We start from the raw sequence: 19,916 nt of genomic DNA, 5'->3' as shown, positions 1-19,916 counted from the left end.
TCGTCTGCTACCAGTCTGCGTTATGACCTCTGGTATCGACATGAACAAAGGTTGGATAGGTTCCAATGCCGCCGGCAAACGCTCCATTGGCGCGCATCTGTCTCAATACTGCCGCCCAGTCGGCAGGGCTTGAAAGAGACTTGGCAATGAAGTCGATTGCCCGGAACTCCATGTGCTGGCTGTTCGCCTCTCCGCCAATCGCTGTATTGTAGGCTGGCGAGCGATAGACGCTTTGGATGACGATCGGTGCGTTAAGCAAGTCTCGGAGATTGTCGAGCACGCGAATGGTCGGAACTATATTTGGCCACAAGGCTTCTGGCGGCAGTGTGTTCAATCCGAACGCCGGGCTATTGGGGTTGGAATGCTGATGGCCCATAGTCAGAAGTTCGTAGGGCTTGAAGTTCTTCAAGCCTAGATTGATCACGAAGGCCGCAAACCTGCTTTCCTCGCTCGGACCTGCAGCCATCGCATTGACAGGCACCTGCTGCTGGCCGACCTTCGATAGCAGTTCACTCGCAACGTCGTAATTCTCGCCAATGATCTTGCCGTAGTGCTTGGCGTTTGCCGAGCCATTGTAGATCGAAGCAAAATCTTCCCATTGGTGATTTTTCAGCTCATCGATTGCATTATTGCTCTTGCAGAAGTCGAAGAAGGCACAAATCTCCCAGCGTTCCGACGTGTTGAAGGCCTGGAACATCGCCGCCGCTGACGGATAACCGCAGATATCGTGGTTGGAGCCCAGGATCTGGCAGCCTCCAAAGCTGCTCGACATGGCGGCCGGCTCCGTGCCGGCGAGACTGATGGCAAAATTGAAAATCTGATATTCAGCAGTCTGGTCGCCGTGAAAGCTCGACCATGCTGCTGTGGTGTCATGCCGCCATTTGTGCTTCTCCCAGGATTTCCCGAGAATACCCTTACGCCCGCCGAACTGAAAATGTTGGTCGAAGTTCTGTTCGTGCGTATTGCCCAGTTCTTGAAGAATTTGTGATTCTCAAACCGCAGCACCGTCTTGTTCGGCGTATACCCGAGTGAGCCGCTTTCCGCCAACCAGACGGCGAGTGCCGCGCTCACGGATATACCTGCCTCGGCACCGAGCATTGCCATCAGTCCGCCAAGGCGGTTGTAATTGAGGGCAATTGTTCGACGGGATCCGGGCGTAGCCGGCTCAGGCAGCGGATTGCTTGCCGCCATGATTACGGCATCAATGCCGGGAATATCCTTGTAGAATGCCATCCCTATCTCCCCCGCCGGTCCTGCCGATGGTAGCGCAATCAATAGGTGTGTCAAGATTTCGGTTGTGCGGCTGCGTTCATCAATCCTGGGTTATTTCCATTTTAGATTGAGGGGCTGTTCATTCTTCTTTCGTTCTATTTTTCAGTTGCGCTTTCGGCCAGAATCCTGGCAAGTCGCAGCCATGCAATTTGCACCGCAACAGGATGAAGCCCTGAAGGCCGTTTCGAACTGGCTGAAGGAGGGACGCAGCCCGGTTTTCCGGCTTTTCGGTTATGCCGGCACGGGCAAGACGACGCTTGCCAAACATTTTGCCGAGCATGTCGATGGCGAAGTCTTGTTTGCTGCCTTTACCGGAAAGGCAGCGCAGGTTCTGCGTTCACGTGGCGCCCGCAATGCCAAAACCATTCATTCGCTGATCTACCGGCCGCGCGGCGAAGAGGCGGTCGAGGACGAAGAGACCGGCAAGACGCAGATCGCGCCGATGTTTTCGATCAACCGGCAGAGCCCGGTCGCCAAGGCGGCGTTGATCGTTATCGACGAGTGCTCGATGGTGGACGAGGCGCTCGGCAAGGATCTGATGAGCTTTGGCACGCCGATCCTCGTGCTCGGCGATCCCGGCCAGCTTCCGCCTGTTTCAGGCGGTGGCTTTTTTACCGAGCAGGAACCGGATTATCTCCTCACCGATATCCATCGCCAGGCCCGCGACAACCCGATCATCCAGCTCGCCATGAATGTGCGCGAGGGCAAGGAGATCATGTATGGTGATTATGGCAAGGCGCAGGTCATCTCCCGCAACGAGGTGACGCAGCCGCTGGTGCTGGAGGCGGATCAGGTTCTGGTCGGCACCAACAAGACGCGAAAGCGCTACAATCAGCGGCTCCGCGAGCTGAAGGGGTTCTCGGCCGATTATCCGCAATCGGGCGACAAGCTGGTCTGCCTTAGGAACGATCAGGTCAAGGGCCTGCTGAACGGCTCGCTCTGGCAGGTTATGAGTTCGTCGCGCGAGACGGTGAAGCCGGGTATCAACCTGATGATCCGCCCCGAAGACGACGACATGGATCGCGGTGCGGCGAAGATCAAGCTGTTGAAACAGGCGTTCGAGACCGAGGAGGAAATCCCCTGGTCGACGCGCAAGCGTTATGACGAATTCGACTACGGTTATGCGCTGACGGTCCACAAGGCGCAGGGCTCGCAGTGGAACAATGTCGTTCTGTTCGACGAGAGCTGGGCGTTTCGCGACAGCCGCGAGCGCTGGCTTTATACGGCGATCACCCGCGCTGCCGAGACTTTGACGATCGTCCGCTGAGCTTTCAGTTCAGGACGACGCCGAGCAGAACCGCTTTCGCAACGGCCTGAAAACGGTTGGTCGCCTGGAATTTCTCGATGATATCCGCCTCGATCCGGCGCAGGTCGTCGAATTCGATATGCAGCGTGCGCGCCAGTCGTGGTGGGGAATACCCTTCGGCCATCAGCGACAGGCATTGACGCTCCATGTCGGTGAGGGCCGGGGATTTGGGATTGGTGCCGATCCGCGGGCGCTCTTCTTCCTCGCAGGTCATCAGCGTTTCGATCTGCTGCATCTGCCGGTGGATATGCGAGATATCGGCGGTCAGCTCCCGCTTGCGGCGGGCGAGTGTGGTGCGAAATATTTCGTCGGCGTCGTCCTGCGAGCGGGCCGTGACCAGTTCCTCTAGAAACTCCTGGATGACCGCGATGCCGATGCCGACTTCGCGGCAGGCATTGATGATCGCCATGCGGCGGAGCTGTTCGACATAATAGACCCGCATCGGCCCGACGCGGCTGGCGTGCAGCAGGCCCTTTTCCTCGTAGAAATGCAGGGTTCTGTGGGTGACGCCGAAAAGGTCGGCCACTTCGGCAATCGGGAGAGGCTCATCCGGCAGGTCGAAGGGGAGCTGGATTGCCGGAAGATAAAAAGAAGAGGATGTTTCGTTTGCAGTTACGCCCACAACATCCGCACCATCAAACAAGTCGTTTCGCATCAGGTCCTTTATGCGGCACCATATCTGTTTCATGCATCCAATCGCTGCATCCCGGTGAGAAGATGCGTATGATCGCCGGTACAGAATATGCGGACCCGAGTGATCTGAGGAACGGAATTCGCCGTCTTTGCCCAAGTTTGCCGCATCTGGCAGGTCAGGCGAATTCCGTTGATTACAAATTACTTTAAATTCAAAGAATTCATAGCCGCCGAAATGCGTAAATTATAATCTACTAAAATTAGTTCGGCGGCTAATTTGTGCACAGATGTGGCGTTCCGGCTGCGCTTGGCCTAAAACGCTGGCATTTACAGTTTTGCCCCCTATTCCGGATGCTGCCATGCCCACCAAGCTTTCCGTCAATCTCAACGCCATTGCCATGCTGCGCAACCGTCGCGACCTGCCTTGGCCGAATGTCGCGCATCTCGGCCGGATCGCGCTTCAGGCGGGGGCTTCAGGCCTGACGGTGCATCCGCGCCCCGACCAGCGGCATATCCGCTTTTCCGACCTGCCAATCATCCGCGCTTTGATCGACGATGAATTCCCGCAGGCCGAGTTCAATATCGAAGGTTATCCGAGCGAGGATTTTCTCGAACTTTGTGAGAAGATCGAACCCGAACAGGTAACGCTGGTGCCCGACGATCCGTCGCAGGCGACCTCCGACCATGGCTTTGATTTTCGCGCGCATGGTGAGATGTTGAAGCCGATCGTTGCGCGCCTGAAGGCCAAGGGCATGCGGGTATCGCTGTTTGCCGATGGCGACGGCGATGTCGAGGCGGTGAAGCTGGCCAAGGCGACGGGTGCCGACCGGATCGAGCTTTATACCGGCCCTTATGGCGGCTGCTTCGATCATCCGGAACGCGGGGCCGAGATCATCGAATTGCTCGGCCGCACGGCCGATGCAGCTTTCGCAGAAGGGCTTGACGTGAATGGCGGGCATGACCTGACCGTCGCCAACCTGCCGGCACTGGTGAAGCGCATTCCGAAAATGGCCGAGGTTTCGATCGGCCACGGCCTGACGGCGGATGCGCTGGAATACGGAATGGCGGAGACCGTGCGGCGCTTCCGGCGCGCCTGCGGTCAGACAGTATGACGCAGCTTTACCTCGCCCGAATGTGTCTATGTCAGTTCGCTGCGCTGCAGCATTGACTTTGCGCAACTCTATTACGGGATATTTTCGGTGGCAGATCACAAGATCGTTGTTGTCGGTGGGGGATTCGGTGGATTGAGCACGGTGAATGGGCTCAAAAATGTGCCCGGTATCCGGATCACCATGGTCGACCGGCGAAATCACCATCTTTTCCAACCACTTCTCTATCAGGTCGCGACGACCGTACTGGCCACTTCGGAGATCGCCTGGCCGATCCGGCGGCTCTACAAGGACCGCAAGGACGTCACGACGCTGCTCGACGAGGTTATCGGCGTCGACCGCAAGACAAAGACGGTGATGCTGAGTTCCGGAAACGTCTTGCCCTATGACACGCTGGTTCTCGCGACCGGTGCGCGGCATGCCTATTTCGGCCATGACGAATGGGAGAGTGTGGCGCCGGGACTGAAGACGCTGGAGGATGCAACGACCATCCGCCGCCGCGTGCTTCTGTCCTTCGAACGTGCGGAAATGGAAGAGAAGACGGCGGATCTCGATGCCCATCTGACCTTCGCGATCATTGGTGCCGGACCGACCGGGGTCGAGATGGCCGGCATGATTGCCGAGCTCGCCAACGATATTCTGCCGCCGGAATTCCGCAAGATCGACACGACCAAGACGCGCGTGCTTTTGATCGAGGCCGGACCGCGTGTGCTGCCGGCGTTTTCCGAGGACCTTTCCGCCTATGCCCGTGCCGCGCTGGAAAAGCTCGGCGTCGAAGTGCGGACCGGAAAGCCGGTCACCAACATTACGGAAGAGGGCGTTACGATCGGTGACGAATTCGTGCCATGCCGCACCGTCGTCTGGGCGGCCGGCGTTCAGGCGTCGCCGGCTGCAAAATGGCTCGAGTCACCGGCGGATCGCGCAGGCCGCGCTATTGTCGGTGCCAATCTTGCCATCGAATCGGATCCGGATGTGTTCGTCGTCGGCGATACGGCGCTCGTGCTGCAGGCGGACGGCAAGCCGGTGCCCGGCATTGCGCCTGCCGCCAAGCAGCAGGGTTCCTATGTTGCCAAGGTGATCAAGGCGCGGCTGACCGGCAAGCCGGCACCAGGGCCCTTCCGCTACCGTCATCAGGGTAGCCTTGCTACGATCGGCAAGCGTGCAGCCGTGATCGACTTCGGCCGCTTCAAGCTGAAGGGCGGGCTTGCCTGGTGGATCTGGGGGCTTGCCCATATCTACTTCCTGATCGGCACGAGATCTCGCTTTGCGGTCGCCTGGAGCTGGTTGTGGATCCTGCTTTCGGGCCAGCACAGCGCCCGGCTGATCACCCAGAAAGAGACGCTTCGCGACGAGTCCTGAGGATTTTCGTCCTTGTGATTCTGGCGGCGTGAAAAAGGGTGATCAACGCCCGGCGCGCCGCCTTTCCTCGAGATCAAGTTCCCAGGTCTGCCCGTTGCAGGCCGGGCCGAACATGGCATGTCTCTCTTCGGAGACAAGCGTAAATCCGGCCGTTTCATAGATGCGGATCGCAGCCTTGAGGACGTCATTGGTCCAGAGCGACAGCCTGTCGTAACCGGCAAGCTGCGAGAAGGCGATGCATTGATCGACCAGCAGGCGGCCGAGGCCGAGGCCGCGGGCTGCCGGATCGAGATAGAGGAGGCGGAGCTTTGCGGTTCCATTGCCACCATCGGCGATTGCGATCGAGCCGACCCGTTTTCCGTCTTTTTCGGCAATCCAGCAGCGCTCCTTTTCCGGGTTGAAATTGACGATGAATTTTCCGGCGACCTCGGCAAGAAGACCTTCGAATTTCTCGTTCCAGCCATATTCGGTCGCGTAGGCCACGGCCTGTGCCTCGATGATCCAGCCCATGTCGCCGACCCGGTGCTCGCGGATCACGACAGATGCCGTTGCGGCAGTGGCAGGAGAGGCGGGCGCCGGTTCGAGTATGGTGCGGATGGAGGCCATGGAGGCGACCAGCGCATCACGCTTTTCCGGTACGAGATCGGCGAGCTCGCCGGCGATCTGGGCTCGCGAAAGAGCTCCGAGCCGCTCGTATTCGGCCTGTCCCTGATCGGTGACTGAGAGGATCTGGCTGCGCCCATCCGCCGGATCCGGTTCGCTCGTCAGAAAACCGGCTTCGCGGAATTTCTTTAGAATGCGGCTGAGATAGGCGGGATCGAGGCCTAGATCGCGGTTGAGGCCGGTCGCCGAGACCTGTTTGCGGGCGCCCATTTCGTAGAGGATACGTGCCTCGGTCAGCGTGTAGGCGGTGTTGAGATAGCCCTTGGCCAGCACACCAAGCTTGTTCGTGTAAAACCGGTTGAAGGCACGGATGGCGTCGAGAATATCGGGATCAGACATGAGAACTCCTCTTTCGAGGAGGTTTTCCGAGAAATTGTTGACTGAGTCAAGTATTTTGCTGCGCTGGGTGGAAATGTGCGGCACCGGCCGGAATGACCGGCCGGTGCTGTCATGGATCAGCCGGCCAGCGCTGCCTTGCGGGTCGAGAGATAGGCTTCGAGCGTCTGCGGCTTGGTACCGGTCAGGCTCTCGTAATCATTGGTCACCAGATCGAAATTGCCGGCACGGACATTGGCGTCAGCCGAAACCAGCATCTTGACCAGAAAATCCGGCAGGCCGGCGGCGGTCATGCCCTGGGCGAGCTGTTCGTCGGTGACCGGAACGACCTCCAGCGGCTTGCCGGCAGCCTTCGAAAAGAGCGCGGCAATTTCGGTCGCGTCGAGCGATTGCGGGCCGGTCAGGGTCAGCGTCTTGCTGCCGGCCGGCGGGTTGGCGAGGGCGGCCGCTGCGCCACGGGCGCAATCGTCGCGGCTGATATTGGAAACCTTGCCGGCGCCCATGGCCGTGAACCACTTTCCGCCCGCCAGATTGTGCGGCATCGACATCAGGTAGTTGTCGTCATACCAGGCATTGCGGATGATCGTGTAGGGAATGCCGGTCGCCTTGATGGCTTCCTCGGTGCCGAGATGGTCGGGTGCGAAGCTGACCAGCGATTTGTCCGGGTTCGGCATGGACGTGTAGAGGATGTGCTTGACGCCGGCCTTGGCGGCGGCGGCAACGGCTGCCTTGTGCTGTGCCAAACGGCCGCCCGGCGTGACGAGGTCGTCGGTGGAGATGATCAGGACACGGTCGATGCCGGCGAATGCGGCGGCAAGGCTGGCTTCATCCGTGAAATCGGCCTTGCGGGTTTCGACACCCTTTGCGGCGACATCGGCAAGCTTGGCCGTATCGCGGCTGGCAGCCACGATGTCGCCGGCGGCGACCTTCGAGGTTTCCAGAAGATGGGTCAGAACTGCGCGGCCGAGCTGGCCGGCGGCGCCGGTGACGAGAAGTTTGGTCATAGGTCTTCCTTCCTGATGCGCCGGCAATTTTGCCGGCATGATCTTTGGTCTCAAAAAGAGACTAGCACTAGAATAGGAATTGACGGAAAACTGTAAAGGAGGCATTTTTCAGGGAGATCGTTACCTGAAGGGAACCACCATGAAAACAGGCGCTGCACGCGTGCCAACCTTCGCCGGCGAAGAATGCGACATGTCGACCTGGGATGCCGGCAAATGTCCGGTGCGCGATGTGATGGACCAGATCGCCGGCAAATGGTCGACGCTGCTTCTGCAGGCGCTGGCCGACAAACCCTATCGGTTCGGCGAGTTGCGCCGGCTGGTTCCGGATATTTCCCAGCGCATGCTGACCCAGACGCTGCGGGATCTTCAACGAGATGGTTATATCGACCGAAAGGTGTTTCCGACCAAGCCGCCGAGCGTCGAATACAGCATGACGCCGCTCGGGCTTTCGCTGTTCGAGCCGCTGAAACGGGTTCTCGATTGGGCAGAGGCGAACCATGCTTCCGTCAAGGCGGCACGGGTGAAGTTCGATGAAAGCGAACTTGCCTGATTGCAGGCGCAGATCAGCGAATGACAAAAGGGCGGCTCAGGGCCGCCCTTCGTGTCTGATGCAGAATGTTTTCGATCAGGCGTCGAGCGAGGCCATGTCGATGACGAAGCGGTAGCGCACGTCGCTCTTCAGGACGCGCTCATAGGCTTCGTTGACCTGCTGGATGTTGATCGTCTCGATCTCGGAGACGATGTCGTGCTCGCCGCAGAAATCCAGCATTTCCTGGGTTTCCTTGATCGAACCGATCATTGAGCCGGACAGTTCCTTGGCGCCGAAGATCAGCGAGAAGGCGTGGACCGGGATCGGGTTTTCCGGCGCGCCGACGACGACCATGCTGCCCTTCGGCTTCAGGAGGCCGAGATAGGCGTTCCAGTCGATTTCGGCGGAAACCGTGCAGATGATCAGGTCGAATGAAACGGCGAGCTTCTTGAAGGTCTCCGGATCGTTGGTGGCGTAATATTCCTTCGCACCGAGCTTGAGGCCGTCTTCCTTCTTCGACAGGCTCTGGGAGAGGACGGTGACGTCCGCGCCCATGGCTGCGCCGAGCTTGACGCCCATATGGCCGAGACCGCCCATGCCGACGATCGCGACCTTCTTGCCGGGGCCTGCACCCCAGCGGCGCAGCGGCGAATAGAGCGTGATGCCGGCGCAGAGAAGCGGTGCGGACGCGTCGAGCGGAAGATTGTCCGGGATCGACAGGACATAACCTTCCTTGACGACGATCGAGTCGGAATAACCGCCCTGGGTGCGGGCATTGCCGTTCAGCGTGTCGGTGTCGTTATAGGTCTGGACCAGACCCGGCATGTAATGCTCGTTGTCGAGGTCGCGGGTTGCGCAGCCGACGCAGCTGTCGACGAAGCAGCCGACGCCGACATGGTCGCCGACCTTGAACTTGGTGACCTTGGAGCCGACGGCCTTGACGACGCCAGCGATCTCGTGGCCGGGAACGATCGGATAAACCGCGTTCTTCCATTCGTTGCGAACGGTGTGAATGTCGGAATGGCAGATGCCGGCATATTTGATGTCGATGACGACGTCGTCGTCATTCGGCTCGCGGCGCTCAAACGTGAAGGGCGTCAACGGCTTCGATGCGTCGGTCGCGGCATAGCCTCTTGCAATAGCCATGAAATGCTCCTGTGTTGGATGACCCCCGATGGGGTTACATGGACGAGGCGGAATATGGAGCGGAATGCGCAAGAGCGTTAGATCGATCCTCCAGTTCTCTTGCACGATCCTGCAAAAATGATGGGTGCGATACTTTGCGCAAGCGCCAAGGCATTTTAGATTAGAGGGGCAATTCCGCCTTCAGAAAGATCGCCGCATGACTTTGCCTTTCAGCCCGTATCAGGAGATTGCCTCGATCGCCTCGCGTTTCATCGCCGAGGATGGCGAGGTCCGCACCGCGATCGAAGCGCTCGGGATCAGCCGTCGCGTGAACCCGAGCGAACCCTGCCACGGCAGCTACAGGCCGTGTTTCGCAATGGTCATCCAGGGTGCGAAAAGCGTGCAGCTGGGCAGCGATACGATCAATTACGGGCCTGGAAACTATCTCCTGACTTCGCTCGACCTTCCGGTCGCTTGGCGGGTTGTCGAGGCGAGCAGGGAGGTCCCGCATTTCTGCATCACGGTGGCGATCAGCAGCGAAAAGGTTCTCGACCTGATGGAGCGGACGGGCCTCGACAGGCGCCTGGATGCCGCCAGAGGCCAGCGCGGCATCATCGTCAATGCCGCCACGCCGGAACTGCAGGATGCCGCCGTCAGGTTGATGCGCTTGCTCGATCGTCCGGATGATATTGCGGCCATGGCGCCGCTGATCGAGCAGGAGATCCTCTATCGTGTCCTGACCGGACCGGCAGGCGGGCAGCTGGTCAACATGGCCGTCTCCGACAATCAGGGCAATCGCATCGCCCGCGCCATCGCCTGGCTGCGAACCCATTTCGCAAGCCCGCTCAGGATCGAGGAGCTGGCCGAACATGCCGGCATGAGCCCTTCTTCCTTCCATCACCATTTCAAATCGATCACGGCGATGACGCCGGTCCAGTACCAGAAACAGCTGAGGCTGCACGAAGCGCGGCGGCTGATGCTGGCGGAGGGGCTCGACGTCGGCAATGCCGGACACCGGGTCGGCTACCAGAGCCCGTCGCAGTTCAGCCGCGAATACAGCCGGCTTTACGGCGTGTCTCCAACCAGGGATATGGAAGCTGTTCGCGAGGGTGGCGTCATGGCGTGAGACGCAAATCCCTCAATTCGTGAGTTGAGGGATTTGCCGTGGCTGCGGTCAGACGCTGGCCATCAGACTAGGCCGTCGATGGGCTTCAGGGGCTGAAGCACGATATCGGCAATGGCCGATATACCGACCTTGAACGCCACCTGGTATTCCGGATCGGCAACCATGTCCCTGAAGGCGGATCGCAGCGGATACTGGACCAGCACGGTCGCATCCCATCCCTGTGCTTCACCCGCCGTCAGGACCGGCAAGCCATCGCCGCCGAACAGGATTTTTGCGCCAAATCGCGCCAGGATCGGCTTGGCCATCTGCAGATATTGCAAATACCGCTCCCGACCGCCATCCGGCTCGAACTTGATGAGATTGAGCATGACGACGGGCGTATCGTCTTCCTCGCTGAGGAAGGCGTCGATGGCGGCGGGTGACAATGAAACCATTTTGTTTTCCTTTGACGGGACACCGGGTGGGTGCCTTGTCAAAGCTTAGCCTGCCGCCGTGTCAGAAACTGGCAGGAGCGAACGCCAGTCGCGATCCTGCTCTCGCCATTGCGCGATGATCGACTGGCGACGTCCCGGGTAACGTTCCTCCAAAATCGTGTTCACCTGCAAGCGATCGATGCGGAAATGGCGGAAGGCCGATCTCTGTTCGCACCATGCCGCCAGCACACGCACATCGTCGAAATAGACGATGGCGATTGGCCAGACGGTACGATCCGACAAGGCGCCCTGTGCGTCTTCATAGCTGATCATGACTTTCCATTGCCGCCGGATGGCATCGCGCAATGAAGCGGCCTGGGGAGGATCCACGCGCTCGGATGCCGAGGCCGCCGCGGCGATGGAAGGCGGCCCTTCGCTGATTGCCTGGCTGTTCTTTCCAGCGGAGAGGATCTTTGCCAGGGCACTTTCGCTGCCTTGCGCGAGCGCAGGGTCGGCGCGTTGCCGCACCCAGCCCAGACCAAGGATCAGCGCGTCCATCTCTTCCTGCGAGAATGCGAATTCCGGAAGAAAAAAGCCTTCTCTCAGGCAGTAGCCGATACCCGCCTCGCCATCGAGAGGTGCGCCCAGGGAACGCAGTGTTTCGATGTCACGATAAATGCTTCGCTGAGAGACATCCAGTTCGTGCGCCAGATCGAGAGCGGTGACGGGCGTCCTACGTGCCCGCAGCAGTTTTAAGAGTTCAAACAGACGGCTCGTTCTTACCATAAACAGAACCTTCCTCGGCATATGCGGTGTTTCGGCCTGAGCCTCAGCCCTTGAATTTCAGCGATTTGTCGTTGCGGCACTGGGCGAGCTTCAGCTGTTTGAAGGAGAGGATTTTCGTGATCGTTTCCTTGCCGTCCGTCTCCACCTTCAGGCAGGCGCAGGCATAACCGTAATTGCCATTGGTCTTGACGTAATCGCGCTCGGAAATATCGGGGATCAGGTCCATTCCCTCCGGACCTTCCTCGCTGACCTGGGTCATGATCGTCCAGGTATTGTCGCGATCCTCAAGCCACCAGTTCCGCGGCGTCGGATTTTCGATCCAGCCGCAGCGATTTTCGGCCGCCGCCGCGACGGTGGGCGCCAGCATGACGAGAGCGATGAATGCGGCAGCATAAGCGTGTCGAATCGGCATCAAATTATCTCCATGTTTGTCGGCGATCTTATCGCCTCCGGAGGAAAGAAACATCCGTCTCAAAATCCCGCTTGACGATCGCCGCGGATGCTTTATACGAACGGAACCGTACGGTACGGTACGCAAATATGCCGGCCGAAAAAGGATTGAACCCGTGAGACCCGACGCCAACGAGATGCCCGATTTTTCGCCACGCCAGAACGCCGTTCTGGAACAGGCGCTTCGGCTTCTCGTCGAAGGCGGCGAGAAGGGGCTGACGACTTCCGGGCTGGCGCGAGCCGCCAACTGTTCGAAGGAAAGCCTCTACAAATGGTTTGGCGATCGCGAGGGCCTGCTGGCTGCGATGATCGCGCATCAGGCCAGCAAGGTTCGCACTTTCGAGCGTTCCGGTGAGCGGCTGAACAGCGACTTGCTGCGCGAGCATCTGGAAGTGTTTGCCCGTGATCTTCTCGAAGTTCTGGCCGGTGACGTTTCGCTGGCGCTGAATCGTCTGGCGATCGGCCAGTCGGGGCCGGGCGGATCGAAGCTCGGCAAGCTGCTCGTCGAGCATGGCCGCCGGCAGATCGATCGCCGCGCCATGGCGCTGATCGATGCGGGAAAAAGGGCAGGGCTGTTGCGGTTCGACAATGCCGACGCCGCCTATCACACGCTTTATGGCCTGATCGTTTCCGACCTGCATGTGCGCATGCTGCTCGGCGAACCGGGCCTCAAGGACAATACGCGCCAGGCGGAGAGGGCGGTCGATGCCTTCCTCACCCTGCATGGCGTCGAGAAACAGCCGGCAGAGGCCTTTCGCGCCTCGGCCGGACGATGATTAACATCAACAAGCTACACGCATAGGGAAGGAACAATACGATGCGCGTTTATTACGATCGGGACGCTGATCTCAACCTCATCAAGTCGAAGAACGTTGCCATCATCGGCTACGGTTCGCAGGGCCGCGCCCACGCGCTGAACCTGAAGGATTCGGGCGCCAAGAACGTCGTCATCGCCCTCAAGGCCGGTTCGCCGACCGTCAAGAAGGCCGAAGCCGACGGTTTCAAGGTCATGACCGTTGCCGAAGCTGCCGCCTGGGCAGACCTGATGATGATGGCGACCCCGGACGAACTGCAGGCCGACATCTGGAAGGCCGATATCGCCGCCAACATCCGTGACGGCGCAGCGATCGCCTTCGCCCACGGCCTCAACATCCATTTCGGCCTGATCGAGCCGAAGGCTTCGGTCGATATCGTCATGATCGCGCCGAAGGGCCCGGGCCACACGGTTCGTGGCGAATACCAGAAGGGCGGCGGCGTTCCCTGCCTCGTTGCCGTTCACCAGAACGCTTCGGGCAACGCTCTCGAACTCGCTCTCTCCTACGCCTGCGGCGTTGGCGGCGGCCGTTCGGGCATTATCGAAACCAACTTCCGTGAAGAATGCGAAACCGACCTGTTCGGCGAGCAGGTCGTCCTCTGCGGCGGTCTGGTCGAGCTGATCCGCGCCGGTTTCGAAACCCTGACCGAAGCCGGTTACGCTCCGGAAATGGCTTATTTCGAATGCCTGCACGAAGTGAAGCTGATCGTCGACCTGATCTATGAAGGCGGTATCGCCAACATGAACTACTCGATCTCCAACACGGCCGAGTGGGGCGAATACATCACCGGTCCGCGCATCATCACCGAAGAGACCAAGGCCGAGATGAAGCGTGTCCTCAAGGACATTCAGACCGGCAAGTTCACCTCGGACTGGATGCAGGAATACAAGGCAGGCGGCTCGCGCTTCAAGGGCATCCGCCGCATGAACGACAGCCACCAGATCGAAGAAGTCGGCGCCAAGCTGCGCGGCATGATGCCCTGGATCGGCAAGAACAAGCTGGTCGACAAGGCCGTCAACTAAGACCTGTGGCTTGCCGATCCAGAGCATCTTTCGATGCGCGCCTGCGGCGACGCGGGGGATCGGCAAAAACAAGCTGGTCGACAAGGCCGTCAACTAATCGGTCTCAGGACTGAGTGAATTTCCGGGTCGCGCCATATCGCGCGGCCCGGAGCAAGCAAGATCAAGCCTTGGGCGGAACGACGCCCTTGGTGAGCAGGAAGCAGCCGTAAAAACGGGTCTCTCCTGTGGTGATGACGCAATAGGCCTGTTTGGCCTTTTCGTAGAACGCAAAGCGTTCGATGCCGTACATCGGCGCGGAGCCGCCCTCGGCGGCGTCGATCTCGGCCTGGACCTCGCGCTGGATCTCGGGGATCGTGTCAGGATCTCCGATGATTTCCATACGGCCGACGGAAGGCTGCAGCGGTGTATCGAGCGGAAAGACCGACAGGATGGCCTGCATGGCGCGGGCGGCGGAAACGTTGTCGATCCGCAGGACCCGGCCCAGCACCGTCTGGCGGGCGACCGAATCGGATGGAAAATTGGTGTCGGCGATCACCAGCGTGTCGCCATGACCCATGGACCGCAACGCATAAAGGACGTCGGCGTTGAGTGCCGGGTCGATATTCTTGAGCATGTTTCTCCTCCTTGAAGCCTGCGTCGCCGAAATGTGGCGACCAGCAATCGCATTGCTATCACAGCACCCGCAAGGGGTGGTCACGAATTGTCGCAGGGACAAAAAATACATGTCATTCCGATAGGTCAGTATTGCTGACGTGTCGAAACTTCTGTAAAGCTGACGCAACAAAATTGAAATTTGAGGAAACATTCCATGCTTGATTGGGAACATATCTTCGCAACGCGCTCCAGCCGGATGCGCGCATCCGAAATCCGCGAACTGCTGAAACTCCTGGAACAGCCGGATATCATCTCTTTTGCAGGCGGCATTCCCGACCCGGCACTGTTCCCCGACGCCGAGTTCAAGACGGCCTATAACGACATCTTTTCCGGCCCGCAGGTGAACGCAGCGCTGCAATATTCGGTCAGCGAAGGGTTCAAGCCGCTGCGCGACTGGATCGTCAAGGAAGTCGCCAAGATCGGTATCGACTGTACGGCTGACAACGTCTTCATCACGTCCGGCTCGCAGCAGGCGCTCGATTATCTCGGCAAGCTTTTCCTGTCACCGAAGGATACCGCGCTCGTCACCTGGCCGACCTATCTCGGCGCGCTTTCGGCCTTCAACGCCTATGAGCCGAATTACGACAACCTTTCGGTCAACGGCAATCGCACGCCGGAAGCCTATCGCGAGACCGCAGCCAAGCTCGGCGGTGACGTGAAATTTGCCTATCTCTCGGCCGATTTCTCCAACCCGACCGGCGAGACCGTCGACAAGGCCGGCCGCGAAAAGCTGCTGGCGCTGGCCGACGAACTGGATATCGCCGTCATCGAGGACGCAGCCTATCAGCATCTTCGTTATGACGGCGAAGCGATCGCCCCGATCCTTGCCATGGATATCGCTGCCAAGGGCGGCATCGAAAACACCCGCACGATCTATTGCGGCAGTTTTTCGAAGTCTCTGGCACCGGGCCTGCGCGTCGGTTTCGTCATCGGCGCCATGCCGGTCATCCGCAAGCTGGTCCTGATGAAGCAGGCGGCCGACCTGCATTCCTCGACGATCAACCAGATCGCCATCGAACATGTCGCCTCGCGCGGTTTCGATGCCCAGGTCGCCAAGATCAAGAAGGCTTACAGCGAGCGCCGCGATGCGATGCTGGCGGCACTTGAAAAATACATGCCGAAGAACACCAGCTGGACCAAGCCGGAAGGCGGCATGTTCGTCTGGGTGACGCTGCCGGAAGGCATGGACGGCGCCGAGCTTCTGGCGAAGTCGATTGCCACCGAAAAGGTCGCCTTCGTGCCGGGCCGTGCCTTCTATGCGGATGGCAGCAATGCCAATACGCTGCGCATGAGTTTTTCCTGCGCCAATGCCGAGATGATCGACGAAGGCATCAAGCGGCTTGGCCGTCTGGTCGCCAATGCCGATGCCGAGCAGCAGGAAGCGCTGCCGATCATCTGAGGCGACAGCCATCTCAATATTGAGGCGAGGGCGGCGTTATGCCGCCCTTATGCTTTCCAGCGGCTTCAAGCCTGTCCACCCCTGAATTTTAGGGGTGTCATATCCGTGTTACGGACCTGTGTTTAACGCATCCCATCTTGAAACAGGGTCCGTCCTCCATGAACAAACTCCTTTCCGCCTTCACGGCACTTTCCGCCTTCACGGCACTTTTCGCCGTCGGTCTGATCGCCGGCACCGCTTCGGCAGCCGATCTGGTTCTCTATACGAGCCAGCCGAACGAAGACGCCCAGGCGACCGTCGATGGCTTCAAGGCCGCCAATCCGGGTGTCGATGTTCAGTGGGTTCGCGATGGAACTCCGCAGATCATGGCAAAGCTGAATGCCGAAATCGCTGCCGGCAATCCGGTTGCCGACGTTCTCCTGATCGCCGACACCGTCACGCTTGAGCGCATGAAGGAAGCCAAGCAGCTTCTCGCCTACAAGTCGCCGGAAGCTGCCAATTACGACGCTTCGCTTTATGACGCCGACGGCTATTACTATTCGACCAAGCTGATCACCACCGGCATCATGTACAACACCCAGGCCGCCATGAAGCCGACGAGCTGGGCTGATCTTGCCAAGCCGGAAGCCAAGGGCCTCGTCACCATGCCGAGCCCGATCGCTTCGGGCGCTGCTCTCATCCACGCCCAGACGCTTGCCGGCGTTTCCAGCCTCGGCTGGGATTATTACAAGCAGCTGAAGGCTAACGGCGCTGTCGCTGCCGGTGGCAATGGCGGCGTGCTGAAGGCCGTCGCTTCGGGTGAAAAGGCCTATGGCGTCGTCGTCGACTACATGCCGATCCGCGAAAAGGCCAAGGGCGCTCCGGTCGAGTTCGTCTTCCCGAAGGAAGGCGTTTCCGCCGTCACCGAACCGGCTGCGATCCTCGCTGGCACCAAGCATGCCGACGCTGCCAAGAAGTTCATCGACTACGTTCTCTCCACCAAGGGCCAGGAAGGCTTTTTGAAGCTGGGCTATATCCCGGCCCGCAACGGCATGCCGGTTCCGGCCGGTTTCCCGGCTCGCGACACGATCAAGGTCCTGCCGCTCAACCCGGCCGAAGCGCTGAAGAATTCGGAAAAGGACGTCAAGACGTTCTCCGAGATCTTTGCCGTAAAGGGCTGATATAAGCGTCCCATGTTCGGATCTGCAAAAAGTGGAAACAGCCAGCCGCGCTGGCTGTTTCCTTTTGTCATTGTCGTCATCTTTCTCCTGAGCGTGCTGCCGCTCGGCCGTCTTGCCGCGACCGGCATAAGCTCGGCCTTCAGGAGCGGTGCGAGCGACCTCATCACCGATCCCGCTTTGTGGCAGTCGGTCTATTACACCGTCACGACCTCGTTCTTCGGCATGCTGGCGGCTATCGTGCTCGGCGGCGGTTTTGCGCTGCTGCTGACGCTGTTCGACCTGCGCTGCAAGACGCTGATCGGTTTCCTGTTCATGCTGCCGACGATGATCCCGCCGCAGGTGACGGCGCTGGCCTGGATCGGCATGACCGGTCCTTCCAGCGCGCTCCTGAAAGCGATCGGCCTTGCGCCGCCGCTCGGCTCGCCGCAGCCGCTTTATTCGGCCGGCGGCATCGCGCTTCTTTACGGCGTGCAGCATGCCCCGCTCGTCTATCTGTCGCTGCGGGCCGGCCTATTGGCCCTGCCGCGCGATGCGGTGGAAGCGGCGCGCCTGTCGGGTGCCTCTTCCTGGCGCGTGTTGAAGGATATCATCCTGCCGCTGTCGCTGCCGGGCTTTACTGCCGGTGCGGCGATCGCCTTTGTTTCCGGCGTCGGCAATTTCGGCATTCCCGCCATTCTCGGCATTCCGGCCTCGATCTACACGCTGCCGACGCTGATCTACTCGAAATTTGCCGCCTTCGGGCCGAATACCTTTGCCGATGTCTCGCTTCTGTCGGGCCTGATCGCCATTCTCGCCGTCATCGGCCTTGCGATCGAAGAGCGTGTTTTGCGCGGCCGCGATTACCGGGTGATTGGCCTTTCGGGCCAGGTTGCGGTGTTTTCGCTGGGGCCGTGGCGTATCCTCGCAGAACTTGTTCTGTGGCTGACGCTATTGATCATCCTCGTCATGCCGATGCTGGCGCTGATCGCAAGCTCGCTCGCGCCCGCCTATGGCGTGCCGCTGAGTCTCAAGACGGTGACATTCCATGCCTATGAGGAAATCATCTACCGGCAGGCGATCACCCGTATTGCCTTCACCAATTCGATCGGCCTGTCGCTGGCGACCGCTTTCGGTCTGCTGCTCGTCTCGGTGCTGATCGGTTATTTCATCGTGCGCAGCCGCTCGCGGATCGCGCCGGTCCTGTCGGCGATCGCCGAAATTCCCTATGCGCTGCCGGGCGTGGTGACGGCGGTCGCGTTCATCCTCGTCTTCGCGGCACCGCTTCCGGTACTCGGCTTCTCGATCTACGGGACGATCTGGATCATCCTGATCGCCTATTTTTCTCATTTCCTCGCCGTCAGCCTGAAACCCGTCGTCAGCGCCTTCCGCCAGATCGATCCGTCTCTGGAAGAGGCGGCCCGGCTTTCCGGAGCGGGCTTCGGGCGCCGGATGTGGGATATCGTCGTGCCGCTGGTCGGTCCGGCCGCCGGGGCGTCGGTGATCCTCGTTTTCCTCATCGCCTGCAACGAGCTTACCGTTTCGGCCCTTTTGTGGTCGGCCGGCACCCAGACGCTCGGCGTGGTGATCTATAATCTCGATGACAGTGGCAGCTTCAATCTTGCTTCCGCGCTCTCGGTTCTCGTTGTCGTCATGGTGATCGTGATGATGCTGATCCTCGAGCTGATGGCGAAGCGGCTGCCGAAAGGTGTGATACCGTGGCGCAGCTGACCCTCAACTCCCTTTACAAGACCTATGAAGGCGGTGCGCGCGCTGCCGTCAGCGATGTGTCGATTTCGGTACGCGACGGCGGTTTCCTGGCTTTGCTCGGGCCTTCCGGCTGCGGCAAGACGACGGTGCTGCGCATGATTGCCGGCTTCGAGCATCCGAGCGACGGCACGATCCAGCTGGGTGACCGCACGCTTGCCGGTGCCGGCAAAATGGTGCCGCCGGAACATCGCAACATGGCGATGGTCTTTCAGTCCTATGCGCTCTGGCCGCATATGTCGGTGGCCGACAATGTCGGTTATCCGCTGAAGGTGAGGGGAGTGAGCGGCGAGGCGCGGCGGCGCAAGGTGATGGAGGCGCTTTCGACCGTTCGTCTCGAACCCTATGCCGATCGTCGTCCAGCCGATCTGTCGGGCGGTCAGCGGCAGCGTGTCGCGCTGGCCCGCTGCCTCGTCACCGAACCGGCCGTGGTCCTGCTCGACGAACCGCTCGCCAATCTCGACCGGCATCTGCGTCAGGAGATGGAAGAGACGTTTCGCGAATTCCATGCCCGTTCCGGCGCAACGATGATCTATGTCACCCATGATCAGGCCGAGGCCATGGCGCTTGCGACCGATGTCGCCGTCATGTCCGAAGGTCGGCTTTTGCAGCTCGCGACGCCGGAGGAAATCTATGCACGGCCGGAGGGCGCCTTGGTGGGCGGGCTGATCGGGCAGGGATCCATTTTGCAGGTCCCGCTCCTGACCGGCGAGCAGCGCCTGTTCGACTGGCACGCGCTTCGACATCTTCTGACCGACCGTCGGCCGGGCCATAGTTCAGACATGCTGGTGCGGCCGCAGGATGTCGAGATCGTCGAAGGCGGTATGTCGGCCACCGTCGCTTCGGTCCTGTTCGAAGGCGAACGGTATGCGCTGAAGCTTGCACTCGCCGACGGGCAGCTTCTGCGCGCCTTCAGCCGCCAGCCGGTGAAAGTCGGGGATGTGCTTGGCATCGTCATCCGTTCCGGATGGAGATTGTAGCCACGGCGCTCAAGCACCGCTATGCTGGACGC

General features: G+C 60.0%; 20 protein-coding genes. 11 read left to right on the top strand and 9 right to left on the bottom strand.

Annotation, left to right across the window (positions count from 1 at the left end; translation table 11 throughout):
- Positions 1-7 precede the first annotated feature (7 nt).
- Entirely contained in the window at positions 8-910 is a 903-nt protein-coding gene (locus tag FHW37_RS11600; protein ID WP_281407255.1) for an N-acetylmuramidase domain-containing protein, read from the bottom strand.
- A 504-nt stretch (positions 911-1,414) separates the two neighbouring features.
- Between FHW37_RS11600 and FHW37_RS11595 the strand changes: the two genes are divergently transcribed.
- Positions 1,415-2,539 carry an ATP-dependent DNA helicase gene (locus FHW37_RS11595; protein WP_145636404.1) on the top strand — a complete coding sequence of 375 codons (1,125 nt, stop codon included), beginning with the start codon at positions 1,415-1,417 and terminating at the stop codon, positions 2,537-2,539.
- Between the two features lie 4 nt (positions 2,540-2,543).
- On the opposite strand, the gene FHW37_RS11590 is transcribed toward FHW37_RS11595, so the two are convergent.
- Positions 2,544-3,200: a MerR family transcriptional regulator gene (locus FHW37_RS11590; protein WP_246690740.1), complete on the bottom strand. Its 657-nt coding sequence runs from the start codon at positions 3,198-3,200 to the stop codon at positions 2,544-2,546.
- Between the two features lie 370 nt (positions 3,201-3,570).
- On the opposite strand from FHW37_RS11590, the gene FHW37_RS11585 reads away from it, so the two are divergent.
- Positions 3,571-4,323, top strand: a complete 753-nt coding sequence (locus FHW37_RS11585; RefSeq protein WP_145636400.1) for a pyridoxine 5'-phosphate synthase — start codon at positions 3,571-3,573, stop codon at positions 4,321-4,323.
- A gap of 87 nt (positions 4,324-4,410) precedes the next feature.
- The gene (locus tag FHW37_RS11580) at positions 4,411-5,679 is read left to right on the top strand and encodes an NAD(P)/FAD-dependent oxidoreductase (RefSeq protein WP_145636398.1); all 1,269 of its coding nucleotides are present in this window, start codon (positions 4,411-4,413) and stop codon (positions 5,677-5,679) included.
- Positions 5,680-5,721: 42 nt separating this feature from the next.
- Here the strand turns inward: FHW37_RS11580 and FHW37_RS11575 are convergent, their stop codons facing one another.
- Positions 5,722-6,681: a bifunctional helix-turn-helix transcriptional regulator/GNAT family N-acetyltransferase gene (locus tag FHW37_RS11575; protein WP_145636395.1), complete on the bottom strand. Its 960-nt coding sequence runs from the start codon at positions 6,679-6,681 to the stop codon at positions 5,722-5,724.
- A gap of 116 nt (positions 6,682-6,797) precedes the next feature.
- Entirely contained in the window at positions 6,798-7,682 is an 885-nt protein-coding gene (locus FHW37_RS11570) for an SDR family oxidoreductase (RefSeq protein ID WP_145636393.1), read from the bottom strand.
- A 190-nt stretch (positions 7,683-7,872) separates the two neighbouring features.
- Between FHW37_RS11570 and FHW37_RS11565 the strand changes: the two genes are divergently transcribed.
- The gene (locus tag FHW37_RS11565) at positions 7,873-8,232 is read left to right on the top strand and encodes a winged helix-turn-helix transcriptional regulator (protein WP_432442856.1); all 360 of its coding nucleotides are present in this window, start codon (positions 7,873-7,875) and stop codon (positions 8,230-8,232) included.
- 75 nt (positions 8,233-8,307) lie between these two features.
- Here the strand turns inward: FHW37_RS11565 and FHW37_RS11560 are convergent, their stop codons facing one another.
- Entirely contained in the window at positions 8,308-9,357 is a 1,050-nt protein-coding gene (locus FHW37_RS11560; protein WP_145636388.1) for an NAD(P)-dependent alcohol dehydrogenase, read from the bottom strand.
- A 196-nt stretch (positions 9,358-9,553) separates the two neighbouring features.
- Here FHW37_RS11560 and FHW37_RS11555 point away from each other — a divergent pair, with 196 nt between their 5' ends.
- Entirely contained in the window at positions 9,554-10,462 is a 909-nt protein-coding gene (locus tag FHW37_RS11555; RefSeq protein ID WP_145636386.1) for an AraC family transcriptional regulator, read from the top strand.
- 62 nt (positions 10,463-10,524) lie between these two features.
- Here FHW37_RS11555 and FHW37_RS11550 read toward each other — a convergent pair whose 3' ends face one another.
- Genes FHW37_RS11550 through FHW37_RS11540 form a run of 3 tightly spaced genes read right to left on the bottom strand, consistent with a single transcriptional unit; the run spans position 10,525 to position 12,028 of the window.
- Positions 10,525-10,896, bottom strand: a complete 372-nt coding sequence (locus tag FHW37_RS11550) for a DUF1330 domain-containing protein (RefSeq protein WP_145636384.1) — start codon at positions 10,894-10,896, stop codon at positions 10,525-10,527.
- Between the two features lie 45 nt (positions 10,897-10,941).
- The gene (locus tag FHW37_RS11545) at positions 10,942-11,661 is read right to left on the bottom strand and encodes a helix-turn-helix transcriptional regulator (protein ID WP_145636381.1); all 720 of its coding nucleotides are present in this window, start codon (positions 11,659-11,661) and stop codon (positions 10,942-10,944) included.
- 43 nt (positions 11,662-11,704) lie between these two features.
- The gene (locus FHW37_RS11540) at positions 11,705-12,028 is read right to left on the bottom strand and encodes a DUF4087 domain-containing protein (RefSeq protein WP_145637986.1); all 324 of its coding nucleotides are present in this window, start codon (positions 12,026-12,028) and stop codon (positions 11,705-11,707) included.
- Positions 12,029-12,248: 220 nt separating this feature from the next.
- On the opposite strand from FHW37_RS11540, the gene FHW37_RS11535 reads away from it, so the two are divergent.
- On the top strand, positions 12,249-12,887 hold the full coding sequence (locus tag FHW37_RS11535) for a TetR/AcrR family transcriptional regulator (protein ID WP_145637985.1): 639 nt from the start codon (positions 12,249-12,251) through the stop codon (positions 12,885-12,887).
- A 41-nt stretch (positions 12,888-12,928) separates the two neighbouring features.
- Positions 12,929-13,948: a ketol-acid reductoisomerase gene (ilvC, locus tag FHW37_RS11530; RefSeq protein WP_145636380.1), complete on the top strand. Its 1,020-nt coding sequence runs from the start codon at positions 12,929-12,931 to the stop codon at positions 13,946-13,948.
- A 160-nt stretch (positions 13,949-14,108) separates the two neighbouring features.
- On the opposite strand, the gene FHW37_RS11525 is transcribed toward ilvC, so the two are convergent.
- Positions 14,109-14,561, bottom strand: coding sequence for an RbsD/FucU family protein (locus FHW37_RS11525; protein ID WP_145636378.1), 453 nt, complete (start codon positions 14,559-14,561; stop codon positions 14,109-14,111).
- A 195-nt stretch (positions 14,562-14,756) separates the two neighbouring features.
- Between FHW37_RS11525 and FHW37_RS11520 the strand changes: the two genes are divergently transcribed.
- The 4 genes from FHW37_RS11520 to FHW37_RS11505 all read left to right on the top strand — a co-directional run bounded on the left by FHW37_RS11520 (position 14,757) and on the right by FHW37_RS11505 (position 19,884).
- Positions 14,757-16,001: a PLP-dependent aminotransferase family protein gene (locus FHW37_RS11520; protein ID WP_145636376.1), complete on the top strand. Its 1,245-nt coding sequence runs from the start codon at positions 14,757-14,759 to the stop codon at positions 15,999-16,001.
- A 158-nt stretch (positions 16,002-16,159) separates the two neighbouring features.
- On the top strand, positions 16,160-17,161 hold the full coding sequence (locus FHW37_RS11515) for an ABC transporter substrate-binding protein (RefSeq protein ID WP_145636374.1): 1,002 nt from the start codon (positions 16,160-16,162) through the stop codon (positions 17,159-17,161).
- A gap of 12 nt (positions 17,162-17,173) precedes the next feature.
- Positions 17,174-18,868 (top strand): ABC transporter permease, encoded by a 1,695-nt coding sequence (locus FHW37_RS11510; RefSeq protein WP_145636372.1) that lies wholly within the window; start codon positions 17,174-17,176, stop codon positions 18,866-18,868.
- Entirely contained in the window at positions 18,856-19,884 is a 1,029-nt protein-coding gene (locus FHW37_RS11505; protein WP_145636370.1) for an ABC transporter ATP-binding protein, read from the top strand. The genes FHW37_RS11510 and FHW37_RS11505 overlap by 13 nt, the downstream gene beginning before the upstream one ends.
- Positions 19,885-19,916: the final 32 nt, after the last annotated feature.

It is taken from the genome of Neorhizobium alkalisoli, from assembly GCF_007829835.1.
In the GTDB taxonomy this organism is placed as follows: Bacteria; Pseudomonadota; Alphaproteobacteria; order Rhizobiales; family Rhizobiaceae; genus Neorhizobium.
Note: the sequence above shows the minus strand (reverse complement) of the source record. Positions and strands in the feature narration are given on the sequence as shown.